Source organism: Shewanella sediminis HAW-EB3 (assembly GCF_000018025.1).
GTDB classification, from domain to species: Bacteria; Pseudomonadota; Gammaproteobacteria; order Enterobacterales; family Shewanellaceae; genus Shewanella; species Shewanella sediminis.
The window spans coordinates 2,835,192-2,848,260 of sequence record NC_009831.1 but is presented as its reverse complement, the minus strand read 5'-3'; the positions used below and the strand labels follow the sequence as shown (position 1 = coordinate 2,848,260).

General features: G+C 47.9%; 5 protein-coding genes. 2 read left to right on the top strand and 3 right to left on the bottom strand.

Annotated elements, in window-relative coordinates; translation table 11 throughout:
- Nucleotides 1-28: 28 nt before the first annotated feature.
- Nucleotides 29-8,458: a retention module-containing protein gene (locus tag SSED_RS12275; protein WP_223295998.1), complete on the top strand. Its 8,430-nt coding sequence runs from the start codon at nucleotides 29-31 to the stop codon at nucleotides 8,456-8,458.
- Nucleotides 8,459-8,636: 178 nt separating this feature from the next.
- On the top strand, nucleotides 8,637-9,683 hold the full coding sequence (locus SSED_RS12270; RefSeq protein ID WP_041422140.1) for a UDP-glucose--hexose-1-phosphate uridylyltransferase: 1,047 nt from the start codon (nucleotides 8,637-8,639) through the stop codon (nucleotides 9,681-9,683).
- Between the two features lie 53 nt (nucleotides 9,684-9,736).
- Here the strand turns inward: SSED_RS12270 and SSED_RS12265 are convergent, their stop codons facing one another.
- The 3 genes from SSED_RS12265 to earP all read right to left on the bottom strand — a co-directional run bounded on the left by SSED_RS12265 (nucleotide 9,737) and on the right by earP (nucleotide 13,025).
- On the bottom strand, nucleotides 9,737-10,951 hold the full coding sequence (locus SSED_RS12265; protein ID WP_012142684.1) for a pyridoxal phosphate-dependent aminotransferase: 1,215 nt from the start codon (nucleotides 10,949-10,951) through the stop codon (nucleotides 9,737-9,739).
- Between the two features lie 289 nt (nucleotides 10,952-11,240).
- Entirely contained in the window at nucleotides 11,241-11,801 is a 561-nt protein-coding gene (gene efp / locus SSED_RS12260; protein WP_012142683.1) for an elongation factor P, read from the bottom strand.
- A 45-nt stretch (nucleotides 11,802-11,846) separates the two neighbouring features.
- Nucleotides 11,847-13,025: an elongation factor P maturation arginine rhamnosyltransferase EarP gene (gene earP / locus SSED_RS12255; protein WP_012142682.1), complete on the bottom strand. Its 1,179-nt coding sequence runs from the start codon at nucleotides 13,023-13,025 to the stop codon at nucleotides 11,847-11,849.
- Nucleotides 13,026-13,069: the final 44 nt, after the last annotated feature.

The following is a 13,069-nucleotide window of genomic DNA, read 5'->3' as shown; positions in this document are numbered from 1 at the left end:
GTCTTTCTGGAGAATTGAATTGAAAAAAGTGGTAATTACGCAGTCAGGGGAAGTTTTACTTGCTAGTGGCGATATCAAGGTTGAAGTTAACAATGTGGTGGAAAATGTCACCCAAGGTAAACACATCCAGGCTGGATCAATTCTCTTTATAGAAGATAGTGCTGAACTTAACATTGCGTATGAAGATGGCACCGAATTATATCAAGGTCAAATCGATCAGATTGTCGATAATAATGAAATCAGTGACGCTCTGTCTGTTGCTGCTGAGATCGCCCAACTGCAAGATTTGATCGCTGCCGAAGAAGACCCGACCGCTCTGCTACCTGAGACCGCTGCAGGGGCAGGAGCCGGTAATGAGGGAGAAAGTCACTTCATCTCTGTGGGACGAACCGGGGATGAAACCATCGCTGCGGCAGGTTATTCCACAATTGGTAGCACTCAAATCAGCCTTGATACGACAAATAGTATTGATAGCAGTGACGTTGATGAGCCCTCGGCTCTGGAAAATGACAGTAATACTATTACAGAAGACAGTGTTGCGACCGGTAATGTATTAGACAATGATACCGACGTTGACAGTGATCTCAGTGTTGTTGGTTTTGAGGTAGACGGCAGCACATACAGCGCCGGTACTAGGGTTATATTGGATGATGGCACCTTAGTGCTCAACACCGATGGCAACTACACCTTTACTCCCAATGAAAACTGGAATGGTACGGTTCCGGTAATCACCTATACGGTGAACACCGGCTCAAGCGCCACCTTGACCATAGTCGTGACCCCGGTTGACGATGCCAGCATTCTGGCTGACGACAGTAACACCATAGCCGAAGATACTGTTGCGACCGGGAATGTGTTAGATAACGACGCCGATATTGATAATGATCTGAGTGTAATGAGCTTCGAAGTCGAAGGCAGCACATACAGCGCGGGAACTACGGTTATATTGGATGATGGCAGTCTGGTGCTCAACACCGATGGCAGCTATACCTTTACTCCGAATGAAAACTGGAATGGTACGGTTCCGGTTATCACCTATACCGTGAACACGGGGTCAAGCGCCACCTTGACCATAGCCGTGACTCCGGTAGATGATGCCAGCATCCTGGCTGACGACAGCAACACCATAGCCGAAGACACGGTCGCGACCGGGAATGTGTTAGATAACGACGCCGATATTGACAATGATCTGAGTGTCGTGAGCTTCGAAGTCGAAGGCAGCACATACAATGCCGGCACTACGGTTATATTGGATGATGGCAGTTTAGTACTTAACACCGATGGCAGCTACACCTTCACACCAAATGAAAACTGGAATGGCACGGTACCGACTGTAACCTATACGGTGAACACGGGTTCCAGCGCAACCTTGAACATAATTGTGACCCCGGTTGATGATGCCAGCATTCTGGCTGACGACAACAACACCATCGCCGAAGATACCGTTGCAACCGGCAATGTGCTCGATAATGACGCCGATATCGACAATGAATTGAATGTGGTGGGCTTCGAAGCCGAAGGCAACACATACAACGCCGGCACAACGGCGATTTTGGAGGATGGCAGCTTAGTCATTAATTCCGATGGCAGCTACAGTTTCACACCTAATGATAACTGGAATGGTACGGTACCGGTTATTACCTATACGGTGAATACGGGCTCTAGCGCTAACCTGAATATCATCGTTACTCCAGTTAATGATGATTTTACCGATAATGATGAAGTTCGCACTATAGCCGAAGACAGCCCACAAGTGGGCGGCAATGTGATCGATGGCGTCAGTGTCGACGGCGATATTACTGTGACCACCTTTAACATCGCCGGCGATAATTCGATTTATCAGGCCGATGGCAGCAATATTACAATCAATAATGTCGGTACATTCAGCCTGAACAGCAATGGCGATTACACTTTCACTCCGGCCGCTAACTACAATGGCTCGGTACCGGTGATCACCTATAGCTTGACCGATGGTTCGAGTGGAGACACCTCAACCTTAAGCATAACTGTCACGCCGGTCAATGATGACTTTATCGATAATAATGAAGTGCGCACCATAGCAGAAGACAGTCCTGAGATAGGTGGCAATGTGATCGATGGCACCAGTGTCGACGGCAATATCATGGTGACTAGCTTTACCATAGGTAGCAACAGCACGATTTATCAGGCCGATGGCAGCGATATTACTATCAATAATGTCGGTACATTCGGCCTGGACAGTCATGGTGACTACACCTTTACGCCTGCCGCCAATTATAATGGCTCGGTCCCTGTGATCACCTATAGCCTGACAGACGGTTCGAGCGGTGATACCTCGACTTTGAGCATAACTGTCACGCCTGATAATGATGGTTTTACCGATAACGATGAGATCCGCACCATCGCCGAAGACAGCCCGCAAGTAGATGGCAATGTGATCGACGCCAACAGTGTCGATGGCAATATCACCGTATCCAGCTTTACCATTGCCGGCGATAGCACGACCTATCAGGCCGATGGACGTGATATCAGTATCAGTAATGTTGGCACATTTAGTCTGGATAGCCAGGGTAACTACACCTTCACCCCGGCTGCTAACTACAATGGCTCGGTGCCGGTTATCACCTATAACCTGACCGATGGCTCAAGCGGGGACACCTCGACCCTCAGCATAACAGTCACGCCTGATAATGATGGTTTTACCGATAATAATGAAATACTCACCATCGCCGAAGACAGCCCGCAAGTAGGTGACAATGTGATCGACGCCACCAGTGTCGATGGTAATATCACCGTATCCAGTTTTACCGTAGGTGACGATAGCACTGTGTATCAGGCCGATGGCAGTGACATTAATATCGCTAATGTCGGTACGTTTAGCCTCGACAGTCATGGTGACTACACCTTTACGCCCGCCGCCAACTATAAAGGCGCGGTACCGGTGATCACCTACAGCCTGACCGATGGCTCAAGCGGGGACACCTCGACCCTCAGCATAACAGTCACGCCTGATAATGATGGTTTTACCGATAATAATGAAATACTCACCATCGCTGAAGACAGCCCGCAAGTAGGTGACAATGTGATCGACGGTACCAGTGTCGACGGCGAGATCACGGTAACCAGCTTTACCTTAGAGGGGAATAGTACTGTGTATCAGGCCGATGGCAGTGACATTAATATCGCTAATGTCGGGACATTCAGCCTCGATAGCCATGGTGATTACACCTTCACCCCAGCTACCAACTATAACGGTTCGGTCCCTGTGATCACCTATAGCCTGACCGATGGTTCGAGCGATGATACCTCGACCCTAAAGATCATGGTCTCTCCGGGGAATGATAAGCCAACAATAAGCGGTATCACCGATGCCGTGGTCTCAGAAGAGGGGCTATCAACGGGTCTCGCCGATAACCAGGGCAGCTTAGATACCACAGATTCAGTGACTGCGAGTGGGGCATTTAGCCTGCAGGATATCGATGGCGATACCTTGTCGGTCACTCTTTCTGGCCCGCAAGGGGTAACATCAGGTGGACAAGCAGTGCAGTGGGCATGGGATGAGGACACTGAGAGTCTATCCGGTTATGTTGGTACACCCGGCGAGAATAGTTATCAAGAGATAATGGCGATCAGCCTGACAGCTCCAGCTGGAAACTCATCCGGGGGTTGGGGTTATAAGTTGACCTTGAATGGTGCCGTGGATCATAGCGATGGCAACGCTGAAGATACACTTTCATTGGTTCTCGGCGTTAATGTCTCCGATGGAAATGGCGGGACGGCGAGCGGTAGTTTCTCTGTTACCGTCGAAGATGATGCCCCCGAGTTTAGCGCCGTACCGGCCGTTGAGGTCACCTTTAACGATATTCCGGACGCATTAATTGGAGAGACTGAATTAACTCACTCTTCGGGCGTTCATGACTCGCTGGATTTCGACGGCTTTACTATTACCGGCCGTGGATTTAGCTCGGCCACAGATTCAACTCTGGTCAAAAGTGAGCTGAACGGTAGCAGTCAGGGGATAGGGGTTGCCAGTGCTGGCTCACCTTACCTTCCTTTAAACAACGAAGTTGAGTTTCGTAAGTTTGACGATGGTAGCTCAGCTTCGGAAGAGGTTATTATTACTCTCGATCCGGGGACCGTCGCATTCGGTATGAACATAGAGTTCAGCAAGATGTTTGGCGGTGAGCTAGAGGTCGGCGTAGCCGAGTTTTACCGCGATGGTGAGCTGGTTACGAGTCAAAACTTTACTTCCGATGCAAACCACGGCGACTATGCGGCAAACTTCGAAGTACTCGAGGGTGGATTTGACAGTGTTGTTATCAGGGCGACGGATAACGGTCGTCCGGCTGAGCACGGTGATAACAGTGATCTGACGATAAAATCGATTGAATTTGTCGGAGTTGAAACAGGCGATCCAATTGCCTATGCATCGGGAACTGTCACTCCAGAGTGGGGGGCCGATGGAGCTGGCTCTATCGAACTGACCGGGAGTGATGAAACGGGTCTTGTGACAAGCAGCGGCGAAGCCATAACAATCACTCAATCGGGTAACACCCTGTTGGGACAAACCGCATCCGGAGTCGTGATCTTTAAGCTTGAGTTCACACCGGGTACCGGGCAGTGGGATTTCCATCAGTATCAGGATATCAAACCCACTACCGATGGCGATATTGACTTCAATGTTCTCATCACCGACGGCGATGGTGATAGTGTCGAAGGGGAGTTTGCCGTAAAGCCTAAGACCAGCACGCCACCTGAAACACAAGAGGATAGTTTAGAGCTCACCGAAGGCGAGTCTACCAACTTCAATGAGGCGAGCCTGTTAGACAATGACGACGGCTACGACTCAGGTAGCTTGTCAGTGATCTCGTTAGCAACAAACAGCTGGGGTAGTGGTGCGATAGCGACCACAGAACTGGGCGCGAGCTTTACTACGGCGCTCGGTGGCACCGTCACCATTAATCCCGATGGCAGTTACAGTTATCAGGCTCCTGCGAGCCTGGTTCACAATGGCAGTGATAACCTGACCGACAGCTTCTACTATCAGTCATCTAATGGCGTAGAAAAATCAACCTGGACCAAGGTCACTGTCAACGTTGCCGATACGGCGCCCGTCGCAAACGATGATACCGACAGTATCGGCTTCGGTGGTACGGCTCATGGAAACGTTATCACCGCAGCGGGCACCGATGGCGCGGGTGTCGACAGCCTGGGCGCCGATTCGGCAAACATCTCTTCAGTATCCTATGGGGGAATCAGATACAGTGATTTCGATGCCGAAGGTAACCTCACTATCACGACCGATGATGGTATCTTAACGGTTAATCAGGATGGCAATTACAGCTACCAATCGACGCTAAACGAATTCGTTAACCTCGACGCCGGCGCTCTTGTTGTTGGGAATGGTGTTCAGCTGTACGGGTTTAACTCATCCACCGATTTTGTCAATGGTAATACTCTTAACAGGTCTATGCTTACCGAAAATGGCATAGGCATAGGAGGTAATGACACTCAGGTAGGAGCAGGTAACAACGAATGGATAGAGTATGGTGAGTCGGTAGTTATCGATCTCGAGGCAAATTTCAACGAGGTATCATTAGGGTTAAATGGCGGGGAAGAAAACGCCAGTAGTGTCAATGGACAGTGGTCTATCTATGACAATGATGGTCAACTGGTGGATAGAGGAAGCTTTTCTGGCAGTGATTCACTGAACCTTGATTCAGGTCAAGCTTATCAATATGTTGTGATAACGGCAGATTCCAGTAGTTCCTTGTCACTGACTTCGTTGCAAACGGTGGTAGTGCATCCGCTGACTAGTGATGAGTTTGAATATATTCTTACCGATGCCGATGGCGACAGCGATTCGGCGACACTGCTCATCAATCAAGACTCAAACCCAGAAGCGATAAACGATTCTGCCAGCGTGGCCGAATCCGGCCTGGCGTCTGGTACGACAGCCGGTGACGGCAGTAATATCACTACCGGTAACCTGCTCGATAATGATTCAGGTGTAAGTAGCTCAACTCATATCACTGAAGTGGAAGGCGTCGCCGCCGTAAACGGTGTCATCACTGTGACTACGGCCTTGGGTGAGCTGGCTGTTTATAGTGAAGATTCAACCGATCACAGAGCCGGAGACTACGAATATAAGCTGACGGCCAATAGCACCGACGGTGACATTGCCAGTGAGTCTTTCGATTACACCTTAACTAACAGTCTTGGCAGCAACAGTAGTGCCAGCCTGACCGTCAAGATAAGTGATGATGCACCTGTTGTACATGATATCAGCCAGAACCTACAGGCTAATGCAGATGTTGTCACCACAAACCTGACTCTGGTATTGGATGTATCCGGCAGTATGGGCGACCCGGTCGGTAATGGACAAACCTACCTTGAAGTGGCTATCGATGCGCTAACCGCCTTGATTAACGAGGTAGATAGCACAGGCAATGTTAATATTCAGATTGTCAATTTCCACAGCAATACCGGTTCGTCCGGCTGGTTGATTGACGATGTGGCCGGCGCCATCAGCTACCTGGAATCATTGGTCACCTATGGACCGACTCACTATGATGCGGCACTCAATGCGGTAATGAATAGCGGGTCGCTGCCTGATGGAGCCGATCAAAGCCTGCTCTACTTTATCTCCGATGGCTCCCCGTCACCGGGGCAGGAAGTTGATCCCGCATTGCAGTCTATCTGGGAGAGTTATCTTGTAAACAGTGGCTATAAGACAGCGTTCGGCATCGGTATCGGCAGTGCGGGCTTGAGTGATCTGCTACCCGTTGCTTATCCTGAGGTCGACGGTGATGAAGTCTATGCGGTTAAACTCGATGACCCGGAAGATCTAGCCAGCACCATACTCAACTATTTCGATGGTGATACCATAAAGGGGAGTTATACCACTGGTGTCGTATTCGGCGCCGATGGTGGACACATAGAGAGCATAGCTGTCGATGGTGTGACCCATAACTATGATGGTGTAAATCCGGTTCAGGTGTTTATGACGGCACTTGGTGGCAAGTTCACCGTTAATTTCGATACCGGTGAGTACAGTTACTCTATCGATGTGGATCGTGATGTGCTCAATGAGCAAGAATCTTTGGTCGCCGTAGTGACTGACGGTGATGGAGATACTGCCTCAGTCACTTTAGATCTTGGTATCGATTACCATGCAAACCTTGATGCTAACTCGAACAATATCATTACCAATTTGGCCGAAGGTACTACCATAGATATTCCGGTCGAATACCTGCTCCACGGCGATAAGACTGCGGGTAATGCCGGTGTCACTCAGGTCTCCGGCGATAATGTGACGCTCAATGGCGGCGTTGTGACTCTGTCTTCAACGACAGAGGATTCGAGTTTCAATTACACCCTAAAGGGCAGCAGTGATAAAGGTGAAGATACAACTCATGTTGATCTGGACTATGCGCAGCAGTTAATCGGAACGGCAGAAAACGATATTATTATCAACTCCGGTAACGGGGAGGTAATGCCGAATGACGCGTTGATCACCGCCATCGTGACACCGGGTGAGAACTGGAGGCCTATCATAACCAATCCGTTTGGTTTCAAATTTGCCAGTAACAGCGATGCACTGTCGGTTACCAGTGTCAGTGTTAATCTCAAAGGCGGCCATGATAATGATGCCTTCATCGAAAATTATGCACTCGGTGATTCAATCGGCCTGAACCCATCGTTCAGTATTTTCACCCTGTCCGAGGACGGCTCTATTATCACGGCTAAATTTGCCGAGGGTGATTTTACATCAGGTGATGAATTCTGGTTTACCCTCGATACCAGTATGCTCAACAGTAACGCCAGTAATGCATTTGCACAGCAAGCGGTCACCTTCACCGTTGCCCTGAGCGATGGCTCGGAAAAGAGCGGGGTCTATCTTGCCTATGAGGGCGGGGCTCAATCTAAACTGGTATTCGGTGATGTATTAGATGGCGGCGCCGGTGATGATGTTCTCGTTGGCGGCTCAGACAGTGATATTCTGCTCGGTGGTGATGGTAACGACATGATGATCGGCGGACTGGGTGATGACATATTAAGCGGCGGCAGCGGCGCAGATACATTCATCTGGGCCAAGGGAGAAGAGGGAACAGATCATATTACCGACTTTGATCTTAATGAAGATAAGCTGGACTTGAGCGATCTACTTCAGGGAGAAAATAACGGCAATCTCGACGAGTACCTTAACTTCAGCGTCGACAGTGCCAGTCACTCTACTACCATAGATATAGATGGTGACGGTGATGGCACATTCGAGCAGCATATCGTTCTGGATGGGGTCGATCTGAAAGCTGCGTTTGGTAATACCGATGGGCAGATAATCAATGGTCTGTTGGGAGAGAATGGTGAGGGGCCTTTAATCATCGATACTCAGTCTGAAGATGCAGCAGCTTTGTCAACGGGAACAGGGTCGACACATTCGATGGATGATGAACAGATGTTCCATGCTATACCGTAATTAGCGGTATGCATTCATTGGTCTGCTTTGGGATTGTGGGTAAGCAATTATCCACAATTCTTAAGGAATGATATTAAACGAGAGGTAAAAGTATCTTTTCAGGAATGACGTGATGATCTCTATACAGCTAGAGTAGACACATAAGCTATTTGTAGAAATAAGGCTAGCTGCTGTGACAATTTCAGAGCAATTCGATCCAACTGAGCATCCTCATCGCCGATATAATCCGTTAACATCAGAGTGGATCTTACTTTCACCTCACCGCGCCAAACGACCATGGCAGGGCCAGGTAGAAGCTCTCGATGAAACGGCTAAACCGAGTTATGACGAAAATTGTTTTTTGTGTGCAGGAAACGAGCGGATAAGTGGTGAGGTTAACCCTCACTATCTGGGGACGTTTGTTTTTCAAAATGATTTTGCGGCGCTGAAACCGAGTGGACCGGAAAAGAGATCAGATGATCCTCTCTTTTCCATGCAAACGGAGCAGGGAGAGAGTAGGGTGATCTGTTTCTCCCCCGATCACAGCAAAACGATACCTGAATTGGAGATAGGTGAGATTGTTCAGGTGATCTCAAGCTGGCAAGAGCAGAGCGCCGAGCTGGGACGAGTATACCCGTGGGTACAGATCTTTGAGAATAAAGGGGCTGTGATGGGCTGCTCTAACCCCCATCCACATGGTCAGGTCTGGGCACAGTCTCAATTGCCCACTATGGCTGCTAAGAAGCTGGAAAATTTCAGTGAATATTATAAGAAATTTAGTCGCGCTCTGCTAAATGATTATATGAGTCGGGAGCTGTTAAACGAAGAGAGGGTTGTCGCCAGTAACAAAGATTGGGTGGTAGTTGTGCCTTACTGGGCTGCCTGGCCATTTGAAACTTTGTTATTACCCCGATTTCCGATTCAAAGACTCACCGAATTAACCGAAGTCAATCGCCAATCACTCGCCGATATAATTCAAGACATTACCATCAGGTACGACAATCTGTTTCAAACCTCATTTCCCTATTCAATGGGGTGGCATGGAGCACCGTTCGATGATGACTCACATCCTGAGTGGACCCTGCATGCCCATTTTTTCCCGCCATTACTACGCTCGGCTTCTATCAGAAAATTCATGGTGGGCTATGAGTTGATGGCAGAGGTTCAAAGGGATATTACCCCGGAGCAGGCCGCGAAGCGGTTACGCGAATTGCCCTCGGTTCATTACAAGCAACGAGCGATTTAAAGCGATCGAATGATCGCTTTAAATCGGCGAAACATAATGTCTAGGTTAAGGCATTATTGCCTGTAGCCATCCATAAACTCACCGAACTCGATTAATGCTTTTTCAAGTTCCTCTTTATGAGGTAAAAACACGACTCTGAGATGGTCAGGTTCTGGCCAGTTGAAGGCGGTGCCTTGTACCAGAAGAATTTTTTTCTGTTTCAGAAGATCGAGAACCAAACGTTCGTCATCACGGATGTTAAATTTCTTAGCATCGAGCTTAGGGAAAGCGTACATGGCCCCTTTGGGACATTTGACACTTATGCCCGGGATTTGGTTGAGTAATTCAACGCAGGTATCGCGCTGTACTTTCAAACGGCCGTCATCGATAAGCAGCTCATTGATACTCTGATAACCTCCCAATGCGGTCTGAATGGCGTGTTGATTCGGCACGTTCGAACACAGTCGCATCGAAGCCAGCATATCTAAGCCTTCGATATAACTCTTAGCATCTTTTAAGTTACCCGATAGCATCATCCAGCCGACACGAAAGCCAGCGGCACGGTATGATTTGGACAGGCCATTGAATGTCACGGTTAAGATGTCATCTGAGAGGCTGGCAGCAGGAATATGCTGAGCTTCATCGTAAAGTATCTTGTCGTAAATCTCATCTGCGAACAGGATCAGATCATGCTGACGACAGATCTCGACGGCTTCAAGCAGTAGGTCTCTGGAGTAAACCGCGCCCGTTGGGTTATTGGGGTTGATGAGTACTAAAGCCCGGGTGCGAGGCGTGATCTTACTCTTGATATCGTCCAGATCGGGAAACCAATCAGATTCCTCATCACAGCGGTAATGTTGTGCCTTGCCGCCTGACAGGTGAACGGCAGCTGTCCATAAGGGGTAATCGGGTGAGGGGATGAGCACCTCGTCATCGGTATTTAACAGTCCCTGCATCGCCATCACAATAAGCTCGGATACGCCATTACCAATATAGACATCTTCAATATCGACACCAAAGATCCCCTGCGATTGATAGTGCTGCACTATGGCCTTACGGGCAGAGAAAAGTCCTTTCGACTCACAATACCCCTGCGCGCTGGGAAGATTTAAGATGACATCACGGACAATCTCCTCCGGTGCTTCAAAACCAAAGGGAGCCGGATTACCGATATTAAGCTTTAAAATTCTATGGCCTTCGTCTTCGAGATGGCGCGCCTCTTTATGCACAGGCCCTCGAATGTCATAACAGACGGTATCTAGCTTATTTGATTTTATAATTGGACGCATCCACAACCTCTAAAATGCTATGTCGATGTAGGGCTATAATCAGCCACAACTTAAGTATTGGGACAATAACGAATTATGGCGATGTTGAGAAGGGCTTAAGTGGGTTTCTAGAAGATAAATCTGACATTGACTGCGGATAATTACACTAAATAATAAGTTAATAACTTACCGGCTTGGTATATTTCTCTGTTTATTGGCTTGGTATTAGTGTTTGCATCTGCCTCGATTGAGTTCAGATACAAAAAAACCAGTGACAGGCACTGGTTTTCAAAGTATTAAGCTTTATGACTTAGGCACGCTTCTTGAACTCACCTGTGCGAGGATCAATTTCAATCATTTCGCCAGTCTTTATGAAGTCTGCAACGCTGAGTGTTGCGCCACCAGCGATAGTTGCTGGCTTCATTACTTTACCTGAAGTATCGCCACGTGCAGAAGGCTCAGTGTAAGTCACTTCGCGTACGATAGTCGTCGGTAGTTCAACTGAGATAGCTTTACCTTCGTAGAAGGTTACCTGGCAAATCTCTTCCATACCATCAGTGATGTAAGCCGCAGCATCACCTAAGTTTCCAGATTCTACGTCGTACTGATTGTATTCAGCGTCCATAAAGACGTACATAGGATCGGCAAAGTATGAATAAGTACAGTCAAGACGTTCTAAGATGATATCTTCCATCTTATCTTCACCTTTAAAGGTGGTTTCAGTCGTTGAATCAAGCAGTACGTTCTTTAACTTCATCTTAACGATGGCGGCGTTACGGCCAGAACGAGTCGTTTCAGTTTTCTGAACAACCCATGGGCTGCCATTTAACATGATCACGTTACCAGGACGGATTTCATGAGCAGTTTTCATTATACTATTTCCTATTTTTGGACTTTTCTATTTCAGTGCAGCATCTTAGCTATTTTTGACGAATTGAACCAGTCGAGTAGCAAGATCTGCATCATTTAATGCGAAAATTGGCCATTTTTGTGCGTGTTGCAACAAAGGCAAATTAACAGAATCAAGGTTTTGCCAGTGAAGATTCACGGCAGATTGCTGTTCTTGGTTGAATGCAAGATTCAATTCGGTCCAATACTTGGCAATTTCAGGTGCAAGATTATCGCAGTAAAGACTAATAAAAGCTTCTAATTTTACCAGGTGATAGTCATCTTCTTGAGGATAAATGTGCCAGATAAAGGGTTTAGCCGCCCATTGAGCCCTCAAAAATGAATCTTCGCCTCGCACGATATTAAAGTCACAACTCCAGAGTAGGCGATCGAAGCTCGGTTGATCTGTCATTGGCAGAATGTGAAGGGTCAAATTGTTGATAACAATCTGTTGCCCCGGGGTCAACGCTTCAACGGAGCAAGGGAGCAAATGAGTCAGACTATTTAAGCTACGACCTTTGGGGATCAAAGCATGTATCTTTTGACTAGACTCTTGCCACTGTTGACACAGTGCCGATAATGCCAGCGTTTCATAGCTGAAAACACTGATCACTTTATCTTGCACATCAATGCCGCTCAGGCCTAACTGTGAAAACAGTGCCAGCTTATTAGCGGGGTCCGACTGCCACGCAGTACGCTGCTCAAGCAACTCGTTTTCGCAAATGAGTCCCCCTGTTTTTGGGGTAAAGCCAGGAAAGTAAAAGTACTTCTTTATACCGCTTGCTTGCATCGAGGGTAGACCATGACACCCTTCTACCCAATTTTCGGCACTTAGGTATTCCAGGTTTAGCCAAAGCGGGGGAGTGTCATCGGGACTTTGTTGCAGTGCTATTAACTGAGATTTAACTTGCTCAGGCAGCTCACAGGCGAAGGCTTCAATCAGAACGGCCCCCGGTACAAAGTTAATGTCTAACGGAACATTCCATTGATGTATGGTGACATGGTCAAACGTTTGTGTTGCCTGATCTGGTTTTAGTCCCGGTAAAATATGCGAGAAACTCTTTAAATCATCGACCCAGAGATTGATATCAATCTGGTATTCTTTGACGAGCTGCTTTGCTAAACGCCATGTTACGCCTATGTCGCCGTAATTATCCACGACTTCGCAGAAGATATCCCAGTGTTGATTAGCTATTTCAGTACTCATAAGTCGTTGTTTAATTAGTTAAGCATAAAAAAAGCGGCTGGAAG

Coding starts and splice junctions, on each gene's coding strand:
- SSED_RS12265 (WP_012142684.1), bottom strand. CDS start 10,951: ATGCGTCCAATTATAAAATCAAATAAGCTAGATACCGTCTGTTATGAC.
- efp (WP_012142683.1), bottom strand. CDS start 11,801: ATGAAAACTGCTCATGAAATCCGTCCTGGTAACGTGATCATGTTAAAT.
- earP (WP_012142682.1), bottom strand. CDS start 13,025: ATGAGTACTGAAATAGCTAATCAACACTGGGATATCTTCTGCGAAGTC.